This is a genomic window from Novosphingobium meiothermophilum, from assembly GCF_003171715.1.
In the GTDB taxonomy this organism is placed as follows: Bacteria; Pseudomonadota; Alphaproteobacteria; order Sphingomonadales; family Sphingomonadaceae; genus Novosphingobium; species Novosphingobium meiothermophilum.
Map to the genome: position 1 here is coordinate 30,389 of NZ_QGHL01000007.1, position 23,780 is coordinate 54,168.

A 23,780-nucleotide genomic window follows, 5' to 3' on the forward strand; every position below is an offset into this window, starting at 1 on the left:
CGAGATGGCATGGGCCAGCTTTGCCGGATGAGGACGATCCGCATTCCTGTTGATGGCGGTCTTGCCATTGTTGCCGACGAGATGGGGCCGCGCTCCGGTGCCACTGCCATTCTGGGGCATGGAGGCGGGCAGACGCGGCATAGCTGGGACCGTGCCGGCGATGAACTGGCCAGCGCGGGTTATCACGTCATCAATTACGATCTGCTCGGCCATGGCGAAAGCGACTGGGAGCCGGACGGCGACTATTCCTACGTGCGCCGCGCAGCCGACCTTGCCCGGTTGCGGCAGCTTGCCGGACCGCGCTGCGCCTTTGTCGGGGCCTCGCTCGGCGGATTGTCGGGCATGGCGGCCGCATCGCTGGGGGTAGTGCCAGATGCGCTGGTGCTGGTCGATGTGGTCGCACGCCTTTCTGCCGCGGGTGTCGAGAGGATCGTCGGGTTCATGACGGCGCATCCCGATGGTTTCGCATCGCTGGAGCAGGCAGCCGATGCCATTTCGGCCTATTACCCAGACCGTCCGCGTCCGGCCCGGCTCGATGGCTTGCGCAGGAACCTGCGCGAGGGGCCCGACGGGCGGTTCTACTGGCACTGGGATCCGAAGTTCCTTGTTGGCGGACGTGGCCACGGCTCGCTTGAGGAGCTGCTTGGCAAGGCCGACTGGATGCACCGTGTGCCCACCCTCCTGGTGCGGGGTCTCAAATCGGACATCGTCACCGACGAGGGCGTTGCCGATCTTGCCGCGCGCATACCCGGTCTGGAGGTGGCGGACATCGGCGGTGCCGGACACATGGTGGCGGGCGATCGCAATGACCAGTTCAATGCTGCTGTCATTGCCTTTCTGACGCGCGTCATGCCGCCTTGTCCCCGCGACAGCCAGCGCGTAGATGGGGCGCATGTCAGGCGAGATATTCGATAACCGCGGTCGCGGCACCGCCGGATGGTCATGGCCGTCCATCCACCCCGAAGGACGCAAGTTCGGCCTCATCACCGCAGCGCTCAGCGCCGGGGCGGCGTTCATGGCATGGGAAACCATTGCCTGGCCGCTGGCCTTTCTGACGCTGGGGGTGCTTGCCTTCTTCCGCGATCCGGTGCGCGTGACCCCGCGGGATGACAGGTATGTCGTTGCGCCCGCGGATGGTCTGATCACGCTGATCCAGAAGGTTCCTCCCCCGCGTGAATTGTGCGTCGATGATGGCAGCGGTGTTCGCGGAATGGGAGATGAACCGGTCACGCGGGTGTCGATCTTCATGTCGGTGTTTGACGTGCACATCAACCGGACCCCGATTGCCGGGACCGTTCGCCGGGTGGTCTATATCCCCGGAAAGTTCCTCAATGCCGATCTCGACAAGGCCAGCGAGGAGAACGAACGCCAGCATTTTCTGGTCGAGCGCAGCGACGGGGTGCAGATCGGCTTCACCCAGATTGCCGGACTGGTGGCGCGGCGCATCGTGCCGTTCGTGAAGGGCGGCGACATTGTCGCGGTTGGCCAGCGCGTCGGCCTGATCCGCTTCGGCAGCCGCGTCGATGTCTATCTGCCAGCCGGCACCGAGCCAAAGGTTCTGGTGGGCCAGAAGACGATCGCCGGCGAAACGATCCTCGCCGAAATCGGTGCCGCGCCGCTGATCGAGGGTATCGGCCAGTGACAGCGGCTGCGCGGGGCATTGCCCGGTGAACGGCGAGGACGGTCAGGAGACGAGGTCGCGCGGGCGGCTTCCCGGCGGGCTGACGCTGCGCGCCATGACGCCCAATGCCATTACCACCGCCGCGCTCTGTTCGGGGCTTACCGGCATCCGCTTTGCCGTGACTGCCGCATCGGGGACCGATCCGGTTCAGGTTGCCGAAGACTGGCGCAAGGCTGTGGCCGCCGTGATCATTGCCGGGATGCTCGACGGGATCGACGGGCGGATCGCGCGGCTGCTCAAGGCCCAGTCGCGTTTCGGCGCCGAACTCGACAGTCTGGCCGACAATGTATCGTTCGGAGTGGCGCCCGCCCTTATCCTGTTCCTGTGGTCGTTGCAGGACGCCCCGCGCATGGGCTGGTTCGCCGCGCTTGCAGTGGCCATCGCCTGCGCCCTTCGCCTTGCGCGCTTCAACGCCCGCATCGATGTCGAGGAACAGCCTCACAAGTCGGCCGGGTTCCTTACTGGCGTGCCCGCACCGGTCGGGGCGGGGCTGGCCTTCCTGCCGCTCTATCTGTGGATCGCCACTGGCCATCCCACGTTCCGCGAGCCGCTTCTGGTTGGCCCTTGGCTGGTGCTGATCGCGTTCCTGATGATTTCGAATCTTGCCACGCTGAGCTGGTCTTCGCTGCGACCGCGGCGCAACGTGCGCCTTGAACTCATGGCGCTGGCCGGTCTGGTCATTGCGGCGCTGCTGACCGAGCCATGGCTCACGCTGTCGGCGATCTGCGTGGTCTATCTTCTGCTGATCCCGGTCGGGGTGATGCGCTATGCGCGGGTCAGGCGGCAGCGCGCAGGTGTCGCGAAGGCCGAGCCGCTTCCCCCGGCCTGAAGGCGCGCTGGCCATGCCGCCGCGCCGCAGGCATGGCGGCAATTATGGCTTGGGTGCGTGCAGGGGCCGGGCCGTGGCTTGTGATCTGCACCAGAAACTCCCGGTCGGCGCGCAGAGACCGATATTCGGCCCACAAGGCGGCGATCTGCGCCCCGCGCCCGTGCATTGTGGCAAGGATGGCCGCAACCGCTATCAAGGCGGCAAGAGCAAACGCGAGAGTGCAGAGCAGGGCAAGCATTGCAGGTTTCCTTGTCTTTCCGTGCGGACCCGGTTTTTGCACCTTTCCACAAAACCCTGTGGATAACCTGTGGTTTACGATATGGTTCCGAACAGAATGTTTCGTGATTCGATCATGAGATAAATGTTCCCTCTTTGTTCCAAGGCGTCAAGCGGAAAAATCCGTAATCCCCGTCCTTGCGCATCGCATATCCATGCCGCTTGGCGGGATTTGACGAGAATCGGGCTGGATTTCGCCCGGTCACTGCTCTAATGGCGCAGAGCCGGAACGAACGGGGCGAATCCCTCGCCCTTTTCCGAACGGCAATCCACACGGGAAGCGCACATACCGGTGCCGCCAGCGGGGTCTCCGCAGCGGTTCCAGCGTCCCGGAGGCACAACCGGAAAGGAATTATCCATGGCGGCACCTGTCGTCACGATGCATCAGCTTATCGAAGCCGGGGCCCACTTCGGCCACCAGACCCACCGCTGGAACCCGCGGATGAAGCCGTATATCTTCGGCGCGCGCAACGGCATCCACATTCTCGACCTGTCGCAGACGGTTCCGCTGTTTGCCCGCGCGCTGGAGTTCATCTCGGCGACCGTGCAGGCGGGCGGCAAGGTGCTGTTTGTCGGCACCAAGCGTCAGGCGCAGGAACCCATCGCCGAAGCCGCACGCGCTTCGGGCCAGCACTACGTGAACCACCGCTGGCTGGGCGGGATGCTGACCAACTGGAAGACCATTTCCGGCTCGATCAAGCGCTTCAAGGCTCTGGAAGAGCAGCTTGCCGGCGACACCACCGGCCTCACCAAGAAGGAAGTCCTCCAGCTCACGCGCGAGCGTGACAAGTTGCAGCTTTCGCTCGGCGGCATCCGCGACATGGGCGGCATTCCCGACGTCATGTTCGTGATTGATGCCAACAAGGAAGAGCTGGCGATCAAGGAAGCGAACGTCCTTGGCATTCCGGTTGTCGCCATTCTCGATTCGAACGTCTCGCCCGATGGCATCGCGTTCCCGGTTCCGGCCAACGACGACGCCAGCCGTGCCATCCGTCTCTACTGCGAAGCGGTTGCCGCTGCTGCCACCAAGGGTGGCCGCGATGCCGCGATCGCTTCGGGTGCCGATCTTGGCGCCATGGACGAGCCGCTGGCCGAAGAAGCTGCTGAAGCCTGATCCGGTTCTTGCGTGACGGCCCTTCCGGCAGGCGGGGCCGTCACCGAATTGTCCCGGATTGGACTTACGGGCCGCGGCAGTGCTGCGGCCTTCCTACGTTTTCAAGAATAAAGGATCAACGCGATGGCTTATACCGCCGCTGACGTGAAGAACCTGCGCGAGCGCACCGGCGCCGGCATGATGGATTGCAAGAAGGCTCTCGACGAGGCCAATGGCGACTTTGAAGCCGCTGTCGACGCACTGCGGGCCAAGGGCCTTGCTGCCGCCGCCAAGAAGTCGAGCCGCACCGCTGCCGAAGGTCTGGTCGGCGTTGCCGTTGCCGGAACCAAGGGTGTTGCCGTAGAAGTCAACTCTGAAACGGACTTCGTGGCGAAGAACGACCAGTTCCAGGACTTCGTGCGCAAGGCGACCGAAGTTGCGCTCAGCACCGGCGCTGCCGATGTCGAAGCGCTCAAGGCCGCTGCCTATCCCGATGGCGGCACCGTGGCCGACAAGCTGACGAACAACGTGGCCACCATTGGCGAGAACCAGCAGCTTCGCCGCATCAAGCACGTCGAAGTTTCGCAGGGCGTGATCGTGCCTTACATGCATAATGCCGCTGCGCCGAACCTCGGCAAGATCGGCGTGCTTGTCGCGCTGGAATCCGAAGCTGCTGCCGAAGCGCTTGAAGCGCTGGGCAAGCAGATCGCCATGCACATCGCCGCTGCCTTCCCGCTGGCGCTGACGGCAGATGATCTCGACCCGGAACTGATTGCGCGCGAACGCAAGATCGCGGCGGAAAAGGCTGCTGAGAGCGGCAAGCCTGCCGAAGTTCAGGCCAAGATGGTCGACGGCGCAGTGGCCAAGTATGCCAAGGAAAACGCGCTGCTCTCGCAGATCTTCGTGATGGACAACAAGTCCACCATTCAGCAGGTCGTCGATGCCGCCGGCAAGGAAGCCGGTGCGAAGATCGTTCTGAAGGACTATGTCCGCTTCCAGCTCGGCGAAGGTATCGAGAAGGAAGAGACCGACTTTGCCGCCGAAGTGGCTGCTGCCGCCGGCATCAAGTAAGTCTGCATTGCATGATCCCCGCATGGGCGGGCTGGCGCTTGGCTGGCCCGTCAGTGCGGGGATTGTCGTGCCTGTTTCCTTCGCGTTTCATTCGCGCGCCCTTGGCAGGTCCCTTCATGGGGCTATAAGGGCGGCCCAGACCATGTCATCCCCACGTTTCCGGACCGGTTTTCCGGTCCCGGTCATCCGGCAAAGAGTGTAGCACTTTCATGAGCCTTCCTTCCTACAAGCGCATCCTCCTGAAACTTTCGGGTGAGGTGCTGATGGGGGAGCAGCAATTCGGGATCGATACCGATTATGTTGCCCGGCTGGCGCAGGAAGTGAAGGACGCGCGCGACACGGGATTGCAGATTTGCCTCGTGATCGGTGGCGGAAACATCTTTCGCGGCATGGCCGGCGCCGCCAAGGGCATGGACCGCGCGCAGGCCGATTACATGGGGATGCTGGCCACGGTGATGAACGCGCTGGCCATGCAGAATGCGCTTGAACGTCTGGGTGTGCCAACGCGCGTCCAGTCGGCGGTGCAGATGGATCAGGTCTGCGAGCCGGTGATCCGTCGCCGGGCCGAGCGCCATCTGGAGAAGGGGCGCATCGTGATCTTCGCCGCAGGCGTTGGCGCACCCTATTTCACCACCGATTCCGGCGCGGCGCTGCGCGCGGCGGAAATGAAGTGCGATGCCCTGCTCAAGGGCACGAGCGTAGATGGGGTCTATGATGCCGATCCCAAGCGTGATCCGGCTGCAAAGCGTTATGAAACGGTCGATTACGACACGGTGCTGGCAGACAATCTGAAGGTCATGGATGCCAGCGCCGTGGCCTTGTGCCGCGACAACAACATTCCGATCGTCGTCTTCTCGATCCGCGAACAGGGCAATCTGGCCCGCGTGCTTTCGGGCAAGGGGACGCAGACCATAGTGAAGAAGGACGCCTGACATGGCCAAGTACGACAAGGCTGATCTTGAGCGCCGGATGAAAGGCGCGATCGAATCGCTCAAGGGCGATCTTTCGGGGTTGCGCACCGGCCGCGCGAACACCGCGCTGCTCGATCCGATCATGGTCGAGGTCTATGGCAGCCACATGCCGCTTGCCCAGGTTGCCACGGTTTCGGTTCCCGAACCGCGCCTGATTTCGGTGCAGGTCTGGGACAAGGCCAATGTTACCCCGGTGGAAAAGGCGATCCGTTCGGCAGGGCTTGGTCTGAACCCTATCAACGACGGCAATACCCTGCGCCTGCCCATCCCCGATCTGACCGAGGAGCGCCGCAAGGAACTGGCCAAGCTTGCCAGCAAGTATGCCGAAAGCGCACGAGTGGCCATCCGCAACGTTCGCCGTGACGGAATGGATGCCCTGAAGGCGGACGAGAACAAGAAGGAAATCTCGGAAGACGAACGCAAGCGGGCCGAGACCGAATTGCAGAAGTTGACCGACGACTACATCAAGCAGGCCGATGAAGCGGCCAGCGCCAAGGAAAAGGAAATCCTCGGCAAGTGAGCGCGGTTGCCGCCTCGACCGGTGATGGCGCGGCCTGCGGAGCGCGGCATGTCGCCATCATCATGGACGGCAATGGCCGCTGGGCCAAGAAGCGGATGATGCCGCGCGCCTTCGGGCACAAGCGCGGCGTCGATACCGTGCGCGAGATTGCCCGCGCCGCCCGCGACATGGGGCTTGAGGCGCTTACGCTCTATGCTTTCTCGTCCGAGAACTGGAAACGCCCGGCCGATGAGATTGCCGATCTCATGGGGCTGCTGCGCAGCTTCATCCGCAATGATCTGGACGAACTCGTTGCCAACAATACCCGGCTGAAGATCATCGGCGATTATCGGGCGCTTGCCCCCGATATTGTCGAATTGATCGAGGATGCGATGGCGCGCACCGCGCAGAACACCGGCACGACGCTGGCGATCGCGCTCAACTATGGATCGCAGCAGGAAATTGCGCGTGCCGCCGCCAAGGCGGCGGCCAAGGGCGCAATCACGCCTGAGGCGATCGAGGCCGAACTCGATACCGCATGTCTGCCCCCGCTTGATCTGCTGATCCGCACGTCGGGAGAGATCCGCCTTTCGAACTTCCTGCTCTGGCAGGCAGCCTATGCGGAAATGTGGTTCACCGATGTGCTCTGGCCGGATTTCACCCCAGCGCATCTGCGCGAGGCGCTGGAGCAGTTCGCTGCGCGCGAAAGGCGCTTTGGTGGAAGGTGATCCGGGCATGATGGCGCAAGGGGCGGGATCCGGCGCGGGAGGCGGCAAGTCGGACCTGCTCGTTCGGGTCGTATCGGCCATCGTAATGCTGGCGATTGCCGCCGCAGCCTTCCGCGCGGGCGGGCGCGTCCTTGATGTCTTTGTCGGGCTCGTCGCTTTCGGCGTCTTCGTGGAATATGTCCGGCTGGTCAGCAGGATTGCCGACAATCCGGCGCGGCTCGGCTCGATGGTGATTGCGGGCGCGGTCTATATCGGCTGGGCAGGGCTGGCGCTGGTGGTCATGCCTGAACCGATGATGCTGGCCGTGCTCGGCCTTGTCATCTGCACCGATACGGGCGCCTATTTTACCGGGCGCGCCATCGGCGGCCCGAAGATCGCGCCAGCCATCAGCCCATCCAAGACATGGGCCGGGCTGCTGGGCGGCATGGCGGCAGCCGGGCTATGGACGGGCGGCGTGGTGCTGTTTGCAGGGTATATCCTGTCCTCGTTCGGACCGACGGGGCCGAGCCTTGCGGCAGCCCTTGAGGCAACCAACGTCGGCATGGCGACCATTGCGGGCGCGGTGCTGGCGGTCTTCGCGCAAATGGGCGATTTCTACGAATCCTGGCTAAAGCGCCGGGCCGGGGTAAAGGATTCCTCGCGCCTGATCCCCGGCCATGGCGGTCTGTTCGATCGGGTTGACGGCTTGCTTCCCGTCTCCATCATCGTGGGCACGGCATGGGCTGCCGGGCAGGTCGGATGATGAAGCCATGACGCGCACCATTTCCATCCTTGGCGCCACCGGTTCCATCGGCACGTCGACGCTCGATCTCCTGCGACGCAACCGCGACCAATGGCGCGTGGTTGCGCTGACCGCCAATGGCGATGCAGCCGGACTTGCAAGGCTTGCGCGCGAGTTTTCCGCTGAAGTTGCCGTTGTCGCCGATGAAGCCGCGCTGCCCGCGCTGCGCGAGGCGCTTGCCGGCACCAGCATCCACGCCGCCGGCGGATCGGCCGCGCTGGTGGAGGCTGCCGCGCGCGGTGCGGATCTGACGGTTGCGGCGATTGTCGGCTGTGCGGGCCTTGCTCCCACCATGGCCGCGATCGAGCAGGGTGGGACCATTGCCCTGGCCAACAAGGAAGCCCTTGTTTCTGCTGGAGAAGTGATGACGGCGGCCGTTGCGCGGCACGGCGCCACGCTGCTGCCGGTCGATTCCGAGCACAACGCCATTTTCCAGTGCCTTGCCGGAAACGACATTGCGCATGTCCACGCCATCACCCTTACGGCCAGCGGCGGTCCCTTCCGCGACTGGACGATGGAGCAGTTGCACAGGGCAACTCCGGCCGAGGCGGTGAAGCATCCCAACTGGTCGATGGGCGCGAAGATCAGCGTCGATTCCGCCACCATGATGAACAAGGGGCTGGAGTTCATCGAAGCGTTCCACCTGTTTCCGGTGGGCGTTGAACGTCTGCGCGTGATCGTCCATCCGCAATCGGTCGTGCATTCGATGGTCGAATACCGCGATGGCTCGACCCTTGCCCAGCTTGGTCCTTCGGACATGCGCGTGCCCATCGCCTCGGCGCTTGCCTGGCCTGAGCGGATGCATACGCCGTGTGCGCCGCTTGATCTGGCAGCCATTGGCCAGTTGACCTTCCGCGCGCCCGACGAACAGCGCTTTCCCGCCACGCGCCTCGCGCGCGAAGCGGCCATTGCGGGCGGCGCGGCACCGGCAACCATGAACGCGGCAAACGAAATCGCGGTGGCGGCGTTTCTTGCCGGTCAGATTGCGTTCACCCGGATCGTGCAATCGGTAGAGGACGTTCTTTCGCGCGGCGTCCCGGTCGCGCCCGCGTCGCTGGACGATGTCATTGCCATCGATGGCGAAGCGCGGATGAGGGCGCATGAAATGCTGGAGTCTGCAACGTGATGAAGGCCATGTGATGCCCACGATGGAAAGTCCCGGTATCCTCACCACGCTGCTGGCCTTCGTCCTCGTGCTGGGGCCGCTCGTTTTCATCCATGAACTTGGCCACTACCTTGTCGGGCGCTGGTTCGGGGTGAAGGCGGATGTGTTCTCGATCGGGTTCGGCAAGGAGCTTGCGGGCTGGACCGACCGGCGCGGCACACGCTGGAAGCTCTCGGCGCTGCCGCTGGGGGGCTATGTCCAGTTTGCCGGCGACATGAACCCAGCCAGCCAGCCCAGCCCGGAATGGCTGGCCCTGCCGCCCGAAGAGCGAAACCGCACCTTTCAGGCCAAGGCCCTGTGGCAGCGCGCCCTGATCGTTCTGGCGGGGCCGGTGACGAACCTGCTGTTTGCCGTGTTGATCCTTGCAGGCTTTGCGCTTGCCTATGGCAAGGCGGTGATCCCACCGGTCGTGGGCGAAGTGCAGGCAGGCTCCGCTGCCGCGCAGGCGGGCGTCCGGTTGGATGACCGGATCGTGTCCATCCGGGGCAAGGCTGTCGATTCCTTCCTCGATGTGCGGCTCGAAGTGGGGCAGAACCCCGGCGAGCCGCTCGATCTGGTTGTCCTGCGCGATGGGCGCGAGGTGCACCTCGATGCGCGCGCGGCCGTGCGGGTTGAAAGCGACCGTTTCGGCAATACCCAGAAGATTGGCTTTCTCGGCATCGGCCCGAAATCCTACGAGATCGTGCGTGTCGGCCCGGTCGAGGCCATTGGCGAAGGGATCAGTCAGACCTGCAACATCATTGGCATGATGGTCCACGGTATTGGCCAGATCATCACCGGCAAGCGCGAGGTGCAGGAACTGGGAGGGCCGATCAAGATCGCCAAATATTCCGGCGAGCAGCTTGTCAGCGGGTGGCAATCCTATGTCAGCTTCGTGGCGCTGATCTCGATTAACTTGGGGTTCATTAATCTCCTGCCAATTCCGGTTCTCGACGGAGGACACCTCGCGTTCTACGCGGCCGAGGCGATCCGTCGCAAGCCGGTTGGCGCGCGCGGGCAGGAATGGGCCTTCCGCACCGGGCTTGCCTTTGTCATGGCGCTCATGCTGTTCGTGACGATCAACGATGTGGCATCGCTCAAGCTGTTCGGAGGCTAGGCACAAATAACCGGGGCATAATAACCGGGTGGGTTTTATCCCGCTGAGGGAAACCGGAAAGCCTTATCGGCACTTCGGAGAATGATCCACGGATTGTCTTTTGCACAGAAACACTGGGCAATGTTTGCTTGATTGGCCTTGTTGCATCGGGCACAGGGCGGCATTGCTTGTTGCGACCGGAAGCCCGCTGCGGGCGTCCTGTCGCCACTTGATACGGGATGGCGCTAGGTGATGATGGTAGGTAACGCGGGTCGGCCGGAAAGCCGGAGTGCCAGGTCGGCGCCGCTGTGCGCGGCGCTGCTTGTGACAAGCGCGATCGTGGCGGTTCCGCAGGTGGCCTTTGCGCAAGGCGCGGCCGCTCAGCCAGCCAGCCCGGCGCCTGCCGGCGATGTGATCCGCTCGGTCGTGGTCGAAGGTTCGCAGCGCCTCGAACCCGATACGATCCTTTCCTACATCCGCCTGCGCCCCGGACAGACCTATACCCAGGCGCTGGGCGATCAGGCGTTGAAGGATCTCTACGCCACCGAACTTTTCGCCGATGTCTCTATTCGCAACAACGGCGGCGATGTTGTGGTGCAGGTCAAGGAGAACCCGGTCATCAACCGCATCATCCTTGAAGGCAACAAGCGCCTCAAGGAAGACAAGATCCTTCCTGAGATCAAGCTTGCGGCGCGCCAGATCTTCACCCGTTCCAAGGTGCGGGCCGACGTTGCCCGCATCATCGAACTCTACAAGCGTCAGGGCCGCTTTGCCGCTTCGGTCGAGCCGAAGATGGTCATGCTCGATCAGAACCGCGTCGATATCGTCTTCGAGATCAGCGAAGGGCCGAAGTCCAAGGTTCGCCGGATCAACATCATCGGCAACGAGAAGTTCAAGGACGGGCGCCTGCGCGGCCAGATGGTAACGAAGCAGGCCAGCTTTACCCGCATCTTCTCGTCCGGCACCAGCTACGACCCTGACCGTCTTGCCTTCGACCAGCAGAAGCTGCGCCAGTTCTACCTGACCGAGGGCTACGCCGATTTCCGCGTGGTTTCGGCGGTGGCGGAACTCACGCCTGACAAGCGCGATTTCATCATCACCTATGTGGTCGAGGAAGGCGAGCGCTACAAGTTCGGCGACGTCAAGGTCGACAGCCAGCTGCGCGATTTCGACAGCGAGAAGCTGGCCGCCAACCTGCCGATCAAGGCTGGCCAGTGGTATAACGCGAAGGCGGTCGAAGATCAGGTTGACCGCCTGACCGAAACCGCCGGCGCGTTCGGCTATGCCTTTGCCGATGTGCGGCCGGACTTTTCGCGCAACAAGGATGACCTGACGATGTCGGTCACCTTCCGCATCGCCGAAGCCCCGCGCACTTATGTTGAACGGGTGGACGTGAACGGCAACACGCTGACGCAGGACAAGGTCGTGCGCCGCGAGTTCCGCATTGCTGAAGGCGATGCCTTCAACACCTTCCAGATCAAGCGCTCGACCAACCGCATCAAGTCGCTCGGCTATTTCCAGGAAAAGTTCGAGATCGAGCAGAAGCCCGGCTCCGCGCCGGACCGGATCGTTCTCGAAGCCAACGTCGAGGAACGGCCCACCGGCGAACTCCAGCTTTCGGCAGGCTTTTCGAGCCTTGAAAGCTTCATCTTCCAGGGCTCGATCCGCCAGAACAACTTCCGAGGCCGCGGCCAGACGATCGGCCTTTCGGTCGATTATTCGCGCTTCACCCGATCGGTGCAGGTCAGCTTCACCGAACCCTACCTGTTCGACAAGAATGTGTCGTTCGGGATGGATGTCTATCGGCGCGACATCAACAGCTTCAACTTCACCAACCAGAACCGCAACACGACCTACCGGCAGTCGACAACCGGTTTTTCGGCGCGCGTGGGTGTGCCGCTCACCGAATACATGTCGCTGATCGGTCGCTACACCTTCAACATCGACGACGTCACGCTCGACCGGAATACCTTCTTCGTCAACGGGCAGTGCAGCAACCTTCTGGCCGGGCGCTTCCTGTGCGATGCGATCGGCAAGCGCACCAGTTCGATCATCGGCGCCTCGCTGGTCTATGATACGCTTGACAACCGCCTGCGGCCGAGCCGCGGGATGCAGGTTGTCTTGGGCGGAGATGTCGCGGGGCTTGGCGGCACGGTCAAGTATGCGCGCGTGACGGCCAATGCCGCGCGGTTCTGGCCGGTTGGCGGCGGTTTCATCTTCTCGGTGCGAGGCGAGGGCGGAGCGATCCGCCCGCTCGCCAGCCGTTCGAACGATCCGACCATCGACGACGTTTACCTGACCGACCGCTTCTTCCTTGGCGAGCCGCAGATTCGCGGCTTCGACATTCGCGGCGTCGGCCCGCGCGTGCTGCGCAAGACGATCATCAACGGCGTGGAATCGCAGGACCGCAACCAGTGGGTCGATGACGCCATCGGTGGCCGCTATTATTACCTGACCCGCGCCGAGCTGGAGATTCCGCTTGGTTCCGGTGCGCGCGAAATGGGCCTGCGCCCCTCGATCTATGTTGATGCAGGCGCCTTGTGGGGCATTGCCAATCCGCTCCAGCCCAACCTCGTCAATCCGCAGAGGATCTATACCGATCGTCTGACCGGCCAGCCGACCAGCAGCCCGACTGCCTCGGATGGCTCCTCGAACGGCGACCCGATCCAGACCTTCAACGAAGTCTTCGTCGGCAACTCGCCTTCGCCGCGCGTTTCGGTCGGCATCGGCGTCAACTGGAACTCGCCGTTCGGGCCGTTCCGCCTCGATTTCGCCAAAGTCCTGAAAAAGGTCGATGGCGACGACCCCAAGACCTTCACTTTCAACGTGGGAACACAGTTCTGATGACCATCCGTTACGCTTCCGCACTTCTCGCGGGCCTCGCCGCTGTCGCCGTTGCCCCCAATGCCGCGCTTGCGCAGGCGACGACCGGCACGGTCGTGCAGGGCATCGCCATTGCCAACCCTTCGGCCGTGGTTGCCGCATCCAGCGCCTTCCAGACGGCGCAGCAGCAGCGCCCTGTCACCTACAAGCCGCAGATCGATCAGGCAAACACCCGCAAGACCCAGATCGAGGCGCAGCTCAAGCCGCTGATCGACAAGCTGACGGCCGATTCGAAGGCCGCCAACCCCAACCGCGCAGCATTGCAGCAGCAGTATGAGCAGATTCAGCAGCTTGAGCAGGCCGGTCAGGCCGAAATCCAGCAGATCCTCGAACCGCTGAACCTTTCGCAGCAGTATGTGCTCGAACAGATCGGTGACAAGCTTGATGCCGCCACGCAGGCCGCGATGGACAAGAAGAAGATCTCGCTCGTGATCGATTCGCAGAGCGTCATCAAGGCCGGTCAGGTTTACAACCTCAACCAGGACATCCTCACCGAACTGAACAAGCTCATCCCTTCGGCCCAGCTCGTTCCGCCCGCAGGCTGGATGCCGCGCGCCCAGCGTGAAGCGCAGGCCCAGGCGCAGGCTGCTCAGCAGCAGGCCGGTGCAGCGCAGCCTGCCAACAAGAAGGTGCCCGAAGGCCGTTAAGGCCTTCGCGCGCGAGAGACTGGCAGGAAAGACCGGGAAGATGAGCGAAGAGCAGGCGGCGCCTTCGGGCGTCATCACCGATTACGACGTGCGCAAGGTCATGGCGGCGCTGCCGCATCGCTATCCCTTGCTGCTGGTCGATCGCGTGGCCTCGATAACCCTCAACGAACGCATCCACGCGGTGAAGGCCGTGTCGATGAACGAACAGTTCTTTCAGGGCCATTTTCCCGGCCGTCCGATCATGCCCGGCGTTCTCCAGATCGAGGCGCTGGCGCAGGCCGCCGGGGTTCTGGCGGTGGAATCGCTGGGGCTGGCCGGTTCCGGCAAGCTCGTCTATTTCATGGCGATCGAGGAGGCGAAGTTCCGCAATCCGGTGGAACCGGGTGTCCTGCTCGATCTCCATGTCGAGTTCACGCAGAAGCGCGCACGGGTGTGCAAGTTCGCCGGAAAGGCCATGATTGGCGACAAGATCACCTGCGAGGTGGGCTTTACCGCGATGATCGCCGATAGCTGAAGGCGCGCCATGCTGGACATGGGCGCGGCTTTGGGCTAGGCGCGCGGCCTTGAAGATTCTTGCGGCCGGTCGGAACCGGCTGCGCACCGGAGTTACCGAAATGAAGACTGGCGTTCACCCCGACTACCACATGATCAAGGTGCAGATGACCGACGGCACCGTTTTCGAGACCCGTTCCACCTGGGGCAAGGAAGGCGATACCCTCGCGCTCGAAATCGACCCGACCTCGCACCCGGCGTGGACCGGCGGAACTCGCCAGCTCGACCAGGGCGGCCGCGTTGCCCAGTTCAACAAGCGCTTCGGCGGTCTCTCGCTCAAGCGCTGAGCGCGGCGAGATCTCCGGATCAGGCAAAGGGCGGCCATGGCCGCCCTTTTCTTTGGTGGCCAAGGCGCTGGCCCTGCCGCTTGGCCTGACCTTTCCGGCCAGAGGCCGCTTTCGGCCATTGCTATCGCCGATAGCTTTCCTAAAGATCATGTCATGACGCTGACCAATTCCCTTGAAAGCCGTCTGGGCTATCAGCTTCGCCGGGCGTCGGCGGTCATGATGGCTGATTTGGCGCGTGAACTGTCCGATCTCGACATGCGCCCCGCCGAAGTGACCACGTTGCTGGTCATCGCTGAAAATCCCGATTGCTCACAGACAGAGGTGGGGCAGGCACTGGCTATCAAGCGTGCCAACATGGTGCCGATCATCTCGCGCCTGATGGAGCGCGGACTGGTCGATCGTCGCCGCCTTGATGGGCGCAGCCACGCGCTGACCCTGACCTCGGCAGGTCAGGCAATCGCCAAGGAAGCGCTGGCACGGATAGACCGCCACGAGGCCCGTTTCACCGAACTGCTGGGCGAGGCCGATGCCGATGTCATGTTCAGGTGCCTTCCCGTGATCCGCGCCGCGCGCGACATCGATACCGAGGGCTGAGCGCGCTGCGGTTCAGCCCCAGGGGCGTTCGCGATACCACTTGGTAATCACGTATTTCAGACCCTTGCGCACTTTCATCGCGTGATGGAGCGTTGCCGGGTTGCAGCTGCCATCGGTCCGGCGGTTGTTCCAGCAGACCAGCTTGCCGGTTTCGGGCTGGATGGTCTTGTCGATCACCTTGAAGCGCGTTGCCCCGCCCGCTTCCACCGTGTTGAGATAGACCATGAAGGTCCATGTCCGCTGACCGGCCTCGTTGCAGAAGCGCGCAAAGTCGGCGCCGCTCGGTTCGAAATAGTCGGTGTGGGCCTTGAACTCCTGTCCGGGTTCATAGCGCTGGCCCTGTATCGGCTCGCCAAACCGGCGGTCTATGCCTGAGAGCGCGGACAGGCGCTCATCCAGCGCAATCACATCCGGCTCCAGCATCGGCAGGTCGCAGGTTTCGCTGGTGCGGAACCGGTTGTCGCCATTCGGATCGGCAAGGGTGGAGGGTCGCCGGTCCTGTTCGATCCGCGCGATCAGAGCAGCGCATTGCGCCTCATCCAGAAAATCGCGCAGGATGAACATTTCCAGCCGCGGCGTGGGCACACGCATCATGCCGGGAACGGCCGCCAGCCTCCGGCTGCAAAGCTGCGCTGCCTGATCGAAAAGGGGCAAGTTCATGGGCAGGCTCTATCCTGTCGGGATACCGTGCCGCAACTTGAACCGTGCGCCCCGTTGGTCGTAAAACCGTCACGTTTCTGCCGCATGGGAAGGGCCGTGGCCGCACCAGCATTTCATCCTCCCGCGCGCAATGGCTTCTCGCTGGTAGAGGTTCTGGTCGTGCTCATGGTCATGGGCCTTCTGGCGAGCGTAGTGGTCCTTTCGCTGCCCGGAGACGAGCGCGCCTTGCGCGACGAGGCGGAGCGCTTTGCCGCGCGCACGCTTGCCGCACGCGACATGGCGATTACCGGATCGCAGCCGGTGGCGCTGGTGGTGAGCGATAGCGGCTATTACTTCGAACGGCGCAGCGATCAGCAGTGGCAACCGCTACCGGGGCGGGGCTTCGATCTGACCGCATGGGCATCGGGCACGCGCGCCACGGCAGGGCGCCAGCGCGTGATCTTCGATTCGCTGGGGCTGGCCAGCAGCGAGGCGAACGTGCGGCTCGACCGTTCCGGCCATGCGCTTGTCGTGCGCCTGCGCCGCGATGGCAAGGTGACGCTCGATGCCGGTTGACCGCGGGCCATCGCCGCCGAACGGCTTCACGCTTCTGGAATTGCTTGTAGCGCTGGCGGTCTTTGCGATTGCCGCGCTCGCCTTGTTGCAGATGGAGGGGGCCAGCATTTCCCGCACGGCCGATCTCGACCAGCGCCTGCTGCGCGAGATTGTGGCGCAGAACATGGCGGCCGAAATCCTGACCGATCCGCGCCCGCCCTCGGTCGGTTCGGCAAGCGGCACGATCACCAATGCCGGTCGCCGGTTCCAATGGGCGCGCACGGTTGCGTTTCGGCCAGATTACGGGGTGTTGGCCATCACCCTTTCCGTGCGCGAGACAACGCCCGGCGCGCAAGGGGCGGCCTTCACCCTCGATTTCACCCGGCTGCCCGGCGCATGATGGTGCCCCCTGTGCACAAGAGCGTCAGGCCCAACGGGTTCACCCTTGTCGAGATGCTGGTGGCCCTTGCGCTCTTTGCGGTGATTGCCGTGGGCGCGCTGGGCCTGCTGCGCTTTTCGGTGGATGCCGAACTGGCCAGTCGCACCCGAACCGACAGCATTGCCGCACAGCGTCGCTTCCTGTCGGTCTGGACCGCCGACCTTGCGCAGGCCGTGCCGCGCCCTTCGCGCGACAGGAGCGGCACGACGCGCCTTGCCTTCGAGGCCAATGCCGATGGCGTCCTGATCCGGTTTACCCGAAGCGGTTGGGACAATCTCGACGGGGCGGCGCGTCCATCCTTGCAGAAGGTGGAATACCGCGTGACGCCGACCGCGCTGGTGCGGGCAGGCTATCCCTATCCCGATGGCGCCGCGCCTGATCCGGGCGCGGAAGTGCTGCCGCTTTCCGGCCCGCCCTCGGTCCGCTTCAGGGCAAAGGATGGCAACTGGCGCGATGTCTGGGATCCGCAAGTGGCGGCAGAGCTACCCGTTGCGGTTGAACTGCTTCTGCCTCAAAAAGGCGTGCCGCCGCTGCGGATCGTTTCGCTGGTCGGGGTCAATTACCAGTGAGACGGCGACTGCTCTTATCGATGCAAGGCCCGCATAACCCGCACGAGCGTGGTGCCGCGCTGCTGTCGGTCCTGCTCCTCGTGGCGGTCATGGCGGTGATTGCCGCGGTCATGCTCGACCGGCTCAATCTGGCCACACGCCTTGCGGGCAATGGTCAGGCCATGACGCAGGCGCGCCTCTATGCCACCAGCGCCGAGACGCTTGCCATGGCGCGGATCAAGGCGCTGGTCGATCAGTCGCAGGAACGCACGGTTGATCGGACCGGCCTGCTTGGACGCGATTTTCCGCTGCCCATGCCGCGCGGCACGGTTCTGGCGCGGGTGGATGATGCGGGCAACTGTTTCAATCTCAATTCGCTGGTGGAAAGCGATGCGCAAGGCACGCTGCGTCTGCGTGTTGCCGGGTTGAACCAGTTGCGCGCCCTGATGCAGAGCCTTGCCATAGATCCGGGTGAGGCCACCGTCATCAGCGATGCCATGGCCGACTGGATCGATACCGACAATGTGCCCGCGCCGAACGGTGCCGAGGACGAAAGCTATCAGGGCCGCGATGTTCCCTATCGCACCGCTGGCAGGCTGGTCGGAGATGTCAGCGAAGTTCGGGCCGTGCGCGGCATGACGCCGCAGATATACCAGCGTCTGCGCCCATGGCTCTGCGCGCTGCCCGTGGCGCAGCTTTCGCCGATCAACATCAATACCCTGCGGCCCGATCAGGCGCCGCTGCTGGCGATGGTGGCGCCTGCCGCCGTGCCGGTGGACCGCGCGCGCGCCCTGATTGCCAGCCGCCCTGCGCTCGGCTGGGCCAGCGCCGAAGATGCCTTGCGGGCCTTTGGCGGCGCGGGTGCGGGCGCGGGCGAGGGCGGCGGCGGCGTTCCGGCCTCGCAGTTGCAGGTGCGCAGTCGCTGGTTCCTCGTCGGGCTTGCGGTCACGGTCGATTCGGCGCGGCTTGAGGAGGAAGCGCTGATCGATGTCGGAGTGAATCCGCCGCGCGTGGCGTTCCGCGCGTGGGGAGGCCGGGACAGTCGTTGATGGCGGGCACGCGCTGATTTTGTTGCATGCATGGGCCGGGGCGCAATTTTTTCGCTTCCCTTTCGCGCGCCTTTCTGCGAAGGGGCCAGCCCGCGCAGCACTGCCTGCGCCGCAATGTGGCGACCGTAGCTCAGTTGGTTAGAGCGCCGGTTTGTGGTACCGGAGGTCGTGGGTTCGAACCCCATCGGTCGCCCCATTCGTTTCTTCTTCACCGGAAAATACGCTGGCGCTGGGCTTGTGTCATAGGCTTTTGGTGTGCCCTGCCGCCATTGCGCTTGCCCCGCTACGCGCCAAGTGGCAGAGCATGGCGCAGACCGGCGGCTGATGCCTGCCGGGAGAAGGACAGTTTGCTCCGCGCCCATGCACGGTTTTGCCAATCCCGCCCGTTTCCTGCGCCTTGCCCGCTGGATGATGCCGCTCTTTCTGGTTTCCGGCCTGCTGCTCTCGCTGGGGGCGGTGCTTTACGGGCTGCTTGTGGTTCCCCCTGATCGGCTGATGGGCGATACGGTGCGGATCCTGTTCATTCACGTGCCCGCGGCGTGGCTTGGCATGGCAGGATGGTCCACCATCGCCGTTGCCAGTCTGGTCGAACTCGTGTGGCGCCATCCGCTTGCGGCCATTGCCGGGCGGGCGGCGGCAGTTCCCGGTGCGGCGTTCACCGCCATCTGTCTTGCCACCGGATCGATCTGGGCGCGGCCCACCTGGGGCACATGGTGGGTATGGGATGGCCGTCTGACCAGCTTTCTCGTGCTGCTGTTCCTCTATTTCGGCTATATCGCGCTTTCCAGCGCGGCCCAGCGCGACATGGCTGGCGGAGGGGGTGGCAGTCGCATCACCGCCATCTTCGGGCTGGTCGGCGCGGTCAACATTCCGATCATCAACCGTTCGGTGGTGTGGTGGAACAGCCTGCACCAGCCGCCTTCGATCACGGCAGGAAAATCTGCCATCGACGCCACCTTCCTGTGGCCGCTGCTGATTGCGGCGCTGGGTTTCAGTCTGGTGTTCGGCGGCGTCGTTCTGGCGCGGATGCGCACCCTCCTGGCCGACATTCAGGCCGAGGCGCGCCTGCGCCGCAAAGCGATGGCGTGACAAACAGATGCGTGAAGGACTTCAGCAGTGGGATTATGTCGTGGCGGCCGTGGCGATCGGTGTGATCGGCACGCTGCTGCTTGTCGGCTGGACGCTGGCGGCGATGGTCCGGGCCGAGCGTCGCCGCGATAAGGTTCGCAACAGATGAACAGCACCACATCCACGGGCGGCATCAAGCCGAAGCACCAGCGTCTTGTTCTTCTGGTCATCGCGCTCGTCGCGCTGATCGGGGCGGGCCTGCTGGCCGCCTATGCCCTGTCCAATCAGGCGAGCTATTTCTACGTTCCCGCCGATCTGGTGAAAGTCCCGCCTGAGCAGGGGCGCGCCATCCGGCTTGGCGGCATGGTCGAGAAAGGTTCGCTCAAGACCCGCCCGGACGGCATCACCATCGATTTCGTGGTGGGTGATGGCAAGGCGCGGGTGCCCGTGCGCTATACCGGCATCACGCCCGATCTTTTCGTAGAAGGGTCCGGTGTGGTTGCCGAAGGACGCATGGAAGGCAATGTCTTCGTGGCCGACAATCTCCTTGCCAAGCACGACGAGAACTACGTGCCGCGCCAGATGGGCGACATGAGCGCCGAACAGATCAAGCAAGTGGTGGCTGAAACCAAATGATTGCCGAAATCGGCCTTGCCGTCCTGTGGATGGCGGCAGCCCTTGCCGTGTTGCAGCTTTTCGCCGGATTTTCGGCGCTTCGCCCCGGCGGCAAGGCGCTGGCTGGAGTAGTGCGGCCGCTGGCCGTGATGCAGGGACTGCTCGTTGCCCTGTCCTTCATGGCGCTGATCGATCTCTTTCTGGAAACCGATCTTTCGGTAAAGCTGGTGGCGGCCAACAGCCATTCGATGAAGCCGTTCATCTTCAAGCTTGCCGGCACATGGGGCAACCACGAAGGCTCGATGCTGCTGTGGGTCACGATCATGGCGGTATCGGGAGGCGTGGTCGCGCTGGTCGAAAAGCGGTTGCGCGAGGATACGCTCATCGCGACGCTTGCCGGACAGGCGTTCGTCAGTCTTGGTTTCTATGCCTTCCTGCTCTTGTCCTCAAACCCGTTCGAGCGCCTGCCCGAACCCGCACCCGAAGGCATGGGGCTGAACCCGCTGCTTCAGGATGTTGGCCTCGCCTTTCATCCGCCCACGCTCTATGTCGGCTATGTCGGCCTGTCGGTGGCGTTCAGCTTTGCGATCGGCGCGTTGATCACGCGTGATGTCGGCCCGGCCTTTGCGCGCGCCATGCGTCCGTGGGTGCTGGGGGCGTGGATCTTCCTGACCATCGGTATCACGGCAGGTTCCTACTGGGCCTATTATACGCTTGGCTGGGGCGGTTGGTGGTTCTGGGATCCGGTCGAGAACGCCTCGCTCATGCCATGGCTTGCCGCAACGGCCCTGCTGCATTCCGCATCCGTGCTGGCCAGCCGCAATGCCCTGCGCGCATGGACGGTGATGCTTGGCGTCATCGCCTTTTCGATGTCGATGGTCGGCACGTTCCTGGTGCGATCGGGCATTCTGACTTCGGTTCATGCCTTCGCGGTTGATCCCGAACGCGGCTCGTTCATTCTCGCACTTCTCGCCATCTACATCGGCGGAGCGCTGGTCCTGTTCGGCGTGCGCGCCAATACCGTGACCGAGGGTGAGCGTTTCAGCCTTGTCAGCCGCGAGGCGAGCCTCGTGTTCAACAACGTGATGCTGTGCGGCATTCTCGCCATCGTCCTGCTGGGCACGCTCTACCCGCTGATGACCGAAGCGTTCGGGGCAAAGGTTTCGGTCGGCCCGCCCTATTTCAATCCGGTGGGGGCGATCTTTGCGCTGCCCATGATGGTGATGATGGCGGTAGGCCCGCTGCTGCGCTGGCGAAGGGACAACCCGTCGCGCATTTCCGCCACGGTGGCCGTGCCCGCGCTGGCAAGCGCCCTTGCCTTGCTGGCGGTGGTTCTGCTTGCCCCCGGCATCAATCTCCTGCCGATGCTCGGCCTTGCGGTGGGGGCGGGGCTTGCACTGGCAAGCTGGTTGCCCCTGCGCGGCCGCAACCTGCGCCGCACGCCCCTTTCGGTATGGGGCATGGTCGTTGGGCACTTCGGTCTGGCCGTGGCCTTGATCGGGGCCGCCAGCGAAAGCGCTTTTTCAACCGAGCGCCTTGCCGCAATGAACGTGGGCGATAGGCAGAGCGTTGGTCCGATCACCCTGCGGCTGGAAAGCATCGAACCCGTGGCAGGGCCGAACTGGACCGCGCTTGAAGCCACGATCAGCGCCTCCTACAAGGGCGGTGCGCCAGTCACGCTTCACCCGCAGGCGCGCACGTTCTCATCGCCGCCTGGTGAACGCACCGAATCCGCGCTGCACACGCGCTGGAACGGGCAACTCTATGCCGTTCTCGGCAACGAGGGTGATGATGGCCGCTGGCAGATGCGGTTCTGGTGGAAGCCGTTCGTGCCGCTGCTCTGGCTTGGCGGCCTGCTGGTGGCTTTTGGCGGTCTGCTGGCACTGATCGGCAGGGTGGCGCAGGATGTGAAGCGGCTGCGCGTGAACGACAAGATCGCCTTCCGCAAGGCGCGTCAGGAAGCACTGAAATGACCGCGGAGACTCCCCGGCGCGCCGGCCTTGCCATGTGGCTGCCGCTTGCGCTGTTCGGCGCCTTTCTGGCGCTGGTGATCTGGGGCCTTTATCGGCCTGCCAATACCGAGGTCGCCAGCGCATTCATCGGCAAGCCGCTGCCGCAGTTTGATCTGCCCGCCGCCACCGATGACCGCCCCGGCTTGTCGAGCGCGCAGATGCAAACGGGCAAGCCGCGCCTGCTCAATGTCTTTGCAAGCTGGTGTGTGCCCTGCGCGGTCGAGGCACCGCAGCTTGAGGCGCTGCGGCGACATGGGGTCGAGATTGACGGCGTTGCCATCCGCGACCGCAAGGCCGATCTGGACCGTTTTCTTGCCACTTACGGAAATCCCTTTGCCCGCATCGGCCGCGATGACCTGTCCGAAGTGCAGGTCGGCATTGGATCATCGGGCGTGCCCGAAACCTTCGTGATCGACGGCAAGGGCGTGATCCGCTATCAGCACATCGGCGAGATCCGGGCTGAGGACGTGCCAATGATCCTTGCCAAGCTGAAGGAGGCGCAGTCGTGAAGCGCCTGATCCTTGCCATATGGGCGACCCTTTCCGTTCTGCTCGTGGTTCCTGCGCTGGCGCAGGATCAACTGCCGCCCGCACCGCTCGCCTATCGCCAGCTTGACGATCCCGTGCTTGAAGCCAAGGCCCAGCGCCTGATGGAAACGCTGCGCTGTCTCAAGTGCCAGAGCCAGTCGATTGCCGACAGCGATGCCCCGATGGCGGGCGACATGCGACACCAGGTGCGCAGCCGCATTGCCGCAGGCGAGGATCCCGAGGCAATCCGCGCATGGCTGATCGAACGCTACGGCGATTACGTCAGCTACGCGCCGCAGAACAAGCCGATCATGTGGCCGCTCTTCGCTGCGCCGCTGGTGATCCTGCTTCTCGCGGCGATCCTGCTGCGCGGCCGGTTTCGCCGCGGTCCTGCCAAGGCGGAGCGCGCCGAATGACCTGGGTTGTTGTCCTCTTTGCTGCTGCCGGTGCGTTTCTCGTCATGGCATTCGTGCTCAGGATGCCGCGCGCCGGATGGGAACTGACGGGGGCCGCTCTGCTGCTCGGCATTGCCGGTTATGCCTTGCAGGGGCGCCCCGCCATGCCCGGCGCGCCCAAGGCACCGGTCGAGAACAGGCGTGCGGCCGACGAAGCGCTCATCAAGCAGCGTCAGCAGATGGGCGACGGTTTCGCCAAGGGGCAAAGCTGGCTGATCCTCGCCGACGGTCTTGCCCGTCAGGGGCAGTATGGTGCGGCAGCCGAAGTCCTGCGCAAGGGCACGCAGCAGTTCCCCAACGATGCGGACCTGTGGGTTTCGCTGGGCAATGCGCTGGTCGGCCATAGCGACGGGATGATTTCGCCCGCAGCGCAGTTTGCCTTCCAGAAGGCGGCGAGCCTTGATCCCGCCCACCCCGGACCGCCGTTCTTCATGGGGCTGGCGCTGGCGCAGTCTGGCCGTCTGCCCGATGCGCGGGCGATCTGGGCCGAACTGCTGGCGCGTTCCCCCGCCAATGCGCCTTATCGTGCCGATCTGGTGGAGCGCATCCAGCGTCTTGATTCGATGATTGCCATGGCAGGTGGTGCCGAAACCACCGGGGCGCCTGTTCCGGCACCTTCGACGACATCGGGCGAAGATTCGCAACAGACTGATAAATAGAGTTTATTCTATATCTGACACGGCATGTCTCGCGTCAGATTGACACGCTTGCTTCGGCCCCGCGCCAGCCATTGCGGGGGGC

Annotated in this window: 28 protein-coding genes and 1 tRNA gene; 28 read left to right on the forward strand and 1 reads right to left on the reverse strand. The window is 63.9% G+C overall.

Annotated elements, in window-relative coordinates; all coding sequences use genetic code 11:
• The first annotated feature begins 27 nt into the window (after positions 1 to 27).
• The 16 genes from DKM43_RS04355 (at position 28) to DKM43_RS04430 (ending at position 15,132) form a co-directional block, all read left to right on the forward strand.
• Complete coding sequence (locus tag DKM43_RS04355) at positions 28 to 915, forward strand: alpha/beta fold hydrolase (RefSeq protein WP_201739779.1); 888 nt, start codon at positions 28 to 30, stop codon at positions 913 to 915.
• On the forward strand, positions 893 to 1,642 hold the full coding sequence (locus DKM43_RS04360) for a phosphatidylserine decarboxylase (protein ID WP_109797973.1): 750 nt from the start codon (positions 893 to 895) through the stop codon (positions 1,640 to 1,642). The genes DKM43_RS04355 and DKM43_RS04360 overlap by 23 nt, the downstream gene beginning before the upstream one ends.
• Positions 1,643 to 1,667: 25 nt before the next feature.
• Positions 1,668 to 2,510 (forward strand): CDP-alcohol phosphatidyltransferase family protein, encoded by an 843-nt coding sequence (locus tag DKM43_RS04365; RefSeq protein WP_236632379.1) that lies wholly within the window; start codon positions 1,668 to 1,670, stop codon positions 2,508 to 2,510.
• Between the two features lie 634 nt (positions 2,511 to 3,144).
• Positions 3,145 to 3,900, forward strand: a complete 756-nt coding sequence (gene rpsB, locus DKM43_RS04370; protein ID WP_109797282.1) for a 30S ribosomal protein S2 — start codon at positions 3,145 to 3,147, stop codon at positions 3,898 to 3,900.
• Positions 3,901 to 4,023: 123 nt separating this feature from the next.
• The gene (gene tsf, locus DKM43_RS04375; RefSeq protein WP_109797283.1) at positions 4,024 to 4,950 is read left to right on the forward strand and encodes a translation elongation factor Ts; all 927 of its coding nucleotides are present in this window, start codon (positions 4,024 to 4,026) and stop codon (positions 4,948 to 4,950) included.
• Positions 4,951 to 5,159: 209 nt separating this feature from the next.
• Positions 5,160 to 5,882, forward strand: a complete 723-nt coding sequence (gene pyrH / locus DKM43_RS04380; protein ID WP_109797284.1) for a UMP kinase — start codon at positions 5,160 to 5,162, stop codon at positions 5,880 to 5,882.
• A 1-nt stretch (position 5,883) separates the two neighbouring features.
• On the forward strand, positions 5,884 to 6,441 hold the full coding sequence (gene frr, locus DKM43_RS04385; protein WP_109797285.1) for a ribosome recycling factor: 558 nt from the start codon (positions 5,884 to 5,886) through the stop codon (positions 6,439 to 6,441).
• Positions 6,438 to 7,148 (forward strand): polyprenyl diphosphate synthase, encoded by a 711-nt coding sequence (uppS, locus tag DKM43_RS04390; protein WP_109797286.1) that lies wholly within the window; start codon positions 6,438 to 6,440, stop codon positions 7,146 to 7,148. Before frr ends, uppS begins: the two co-directional genes overlap by 4 nt.
• Positions 7,138 to 7,890, forward strand: a complete 753-nt coding sequence (locus DKM43_RS04395; RefSeq protein ID WP_236632380.1) for a phosphatidate cytidylyltransferase — start codon at positions 7,138 to 7,140, stop codon at positions 7,888 to 7,890. Before uppS ends, DKM43_RS04395 begins: the two co-directional genes overlap by 11 nt.
• 7 nt (positions 7,891 to 7,897) lie before the next feature.
• Positions 7,898 to 9,055, forward strand: a complete 1,158-nt coding sequence (locus tag DKM43_RS04400; RefSeq protein ID WP_109797287.1) for a 1-deoxy-D-xylulose-5-phosphate reductoisomerase — start codon at positions 7,898 to 7,900, stop codon at positions 9,053 to 9,055.
• A gap of 13 nt (positions 9,056 to 9,068) precedes the next feature.
• Positions 9,069 to 10,190, forward strand: coding sequence for an RIP metalloprotease RseP (rseP, locus tag DKM43_RS04405; RefSeq protein ID WP_201739804.1), 1,122 nt, complete (start codon positions 9,069 to 9,071; stop codon positions 10,188 to 10,190).
• 234 nt (positions 10,191 to 10,424) lie between these two features.
• Positions 10,425 to 13,013 (forward strand): outer membrane protein assembly factor BamA, encoded by a 2,589-nt coding sequence (bamA, locus tag DKM43_RS04410; protein WP_109797977.1) that lies wholly within the window; start codon positions 10,425 to 10,427, stop codon positions 13,011 to 13,013.
• A complete protein-coding gene (locus DKM43_RS04415; RefSeq protein WP_109797288.1) occupies positions 13,013 to 13,699 on the forward strand; it encodes an OmpH family outer membrane protein in 687 nt (228 codons plus the stop codon). The genes bamA and DKM43_RS04415 overlap by 1 nt, the downstream gene beginning before the upstream one ends.
• Before the next feature lie 40 nt (positions 13,700 to 13,739).
• A complete protein-coding gene (gene fabZ / locus DKM43_RS04420; protein ID WP_109797289.1) occupies positions 13,740 to 14,213 on the forward strand; it encodes a 3-hydroxyacyl-ACP dehydratase FabZ in 474 nt (157 codons plus the stop codon).
• A 100-nt stretch (positions 14,214 to 14,313) separates the two neighbouring features.
• Positions 14,314 to 14,538 (forward strand): 50S ribosomal protein L31, encoded by a 225-nt coding sequence (gene rpmE / locus DKM43_RS04425; RefSeq protein ID WP_084278040.1) that lies wholly within the window; start codon positions 14,314 to 14,316, stop codon positions 14,536 to 14,538.
• A gap of 153 nt (positions 14,539 to 14,691) precedes the next feature.
• On the forward strand, positions 14,692 to 15,132 hold the full coding sequence (locus DKM43_RS04430) for a MarR family winged helix-turn-helix transcriptional regulator (protein WP_161554032.1): 441 nt from the start codon (positions 14,692 to 14,694) through the stop codon (positions 15,130 to 15,132).
• 12 nt (positions 15,133 to 15,144) lie between these two features.
• Here DKM43_RS04430 and DKM43_RS04435 read toward each other — a convergent pair whose 3' ends face one another.
• Complete coding sequence (locus DKM43_RS04435) at positions 15,145 to 15,792, reverse strand: prolyl hydroxylase family protein (RefSeq protein ID WP_109797291.1); 648 nt, start codon at positions 15,790 to 15,792, stop codon at positions 15,145 to 15,147.
• 96 nt (positions 15,793 to 15,888) lie between these two features.
• Here DKM43_RS04435 and DKM43_RS04440 point away from each other — a divergent pair, with 96 nt between their 5' ends.
• The 12 genes from DKM43_RS04440 to DKM43_RS04490 all read left to right on the forward strand — a co-directional run bounded on the left by DKM43_RS04440 (position 15,889) and on the right by DKM43_RS04490 (position 23,698).
• Positions 15,889 to 16,347, forward strand: coding sequence for a GspH/FimT family pseudopilin (locus DKM43_RS04440; protein ID WP_161554033.1), 459 nt, complete (start codon positions 15,889 to 15,891; stop codon positions 16,345 to 16,347).
• Positions 16,337 to 16,726, forward strand: a complete 390-nt coding sequence (gene gspI, locus DKM43_RS04445) for a type II secretion system minor pseudopilin GspI (RefSeq protein ID WP_109797293.1) — start codon at positions 16,337 to 16,339, stop codon at positions 16,724 to 16,726. The genes DKM43_RS04440 and gspI overlap by 11 nt, the downstream gene beginning before the upstream one ends.
• Entirely contained in the window at positions 16,723 to 17,334 is a 612-nt protein-coding gene (gene gspJ / locus DKM43_RS04450; RefSeq protein WP_161554034.1) for a type II secretion system minor pseudopilin GspJ, read from the forward strand. The genes gspI and gspJ overlap by 4 nt, the downstream gene beginning before the upstream one ends.
• Before the next feature lie 20 nt (positions 17,335 to 17,354).
• Positions 17,355 to 18,362 carry a type II secretion system minor pseudopilin GspK gene (gene gspK, locus DKM43_RS04455; RefSeq protein ID WP_109797295.1) on the forward strand — a complete coding sequence of 336 codons (1,008 nt, stop codon included), beginning with the start codon at positions 17,355 to 17,357 and terminating at the stop codon, positions 18,360 to 18,362.
• Positions 18,363 to 18,481: 119 nt separating this feature from the next.
• Positions 18,482 to 18,558, forward strand: a tRNA-His gene (locus DKM43_RS04460).
• Between the two features lie 164 nt (positions 18,559 to 18,722).
• Positions 18,723 to 19,451: a heme ABC transporter permease CcmC gene (ccmC, locus tag DKM43_RS04465; protein ID WP_109797296.1), complete on the forward strand. Its 729-nt coding sequence runs from the start codon at positions 18,723 to 18,725 to the stop codon at positions 19,449 to 19,451.
• A gap of 7 nt (positions 19,452 to 19,458) precedes the next feature.
• The gene (locus DKM43_RS16560) at positions 19,459 to 19,599 is read left to right on the forward strand and encodes a hypothetical protein (RefSeq protein WP_201739780.1); all 141 of its coding nucleotides are present in this window, start codon (positions 19,459 to 19,461) and stop codon (positions 19,597 to 19,599) included.
• Positions 19,596 to 20,066, forward strand: a complete 471-nt coding sequence (gene ccmE / locus DKM43_RS04470) for a cytochrome c maturation protein CcmE (RefSeq protein WP_109797297.1) — start codon at positions 19,596 to 19,598, stop codon at positions 20,064 to 20,066. Before DKM43_RS16560 ends, ccmE begins: the two co-directional genes overlap by 4 nt.
• On the forward strand, positions 20,063 to 22,018 hold the full coding sequence (locus DKM43_RS04475; RefSeq protein WP_109797298.1) for a heme lyase CcmF/NrfE family subunit: 1,956 nt from the start codon (positions 20,063 to 20,065) through the stop codon (positions 22,016 to 22,018). The genes ccmE and DKM43_RS04475 overlap by 4 nt, the downstream gene beginning before the upstream one ends.
• A complete protein-coding gene (locus tag DKM43_RS04480; protein ID WP_109797299.1) occupies positions 22,015 to 22,566 on the forward strand; it encodes a DsbE family thiol:disulfide interchange protein in 552 nt (183 codons plus the stop codon). The genes DKM43_RS04475 and DKM43_RS04480 overlap by 4 nt, the downstream gene beginning before the upstream one ends.
• Positions 22,563 to 23,000, forward strand: a complete 438-nt coding sequence (locus DKM43_RS04485; RefSeq protein WP_109797300.1) for a cytochrome c-type biogenesis protein — start codon at positions 22,563 to 22,565, stop codon at positions 22,998 to 23,000. The genes DKM43_RS04480 and DKM43_RS04485 overlap by 4 nt, the downstream gene beginning before the upstream one ends.
• On the forward strand, positions 22,997 to 23,698 hold the full coding sequence (locus DKM43_RS04490; protein WP_109797301.1) for a tetratricopeptide repeat protein: 702 nt from the start codon (positions 22,997 to 22,999) through the stop codon (positions 23,696 to 23,698). The genes DKM43_RS04485 and DKM43_RS04490 overlap by 4 nt, the downstream gene beginning before the upstream one ends.
• Positions 23,699 to 23,780 lie beyond the last annotated feature (82 nt).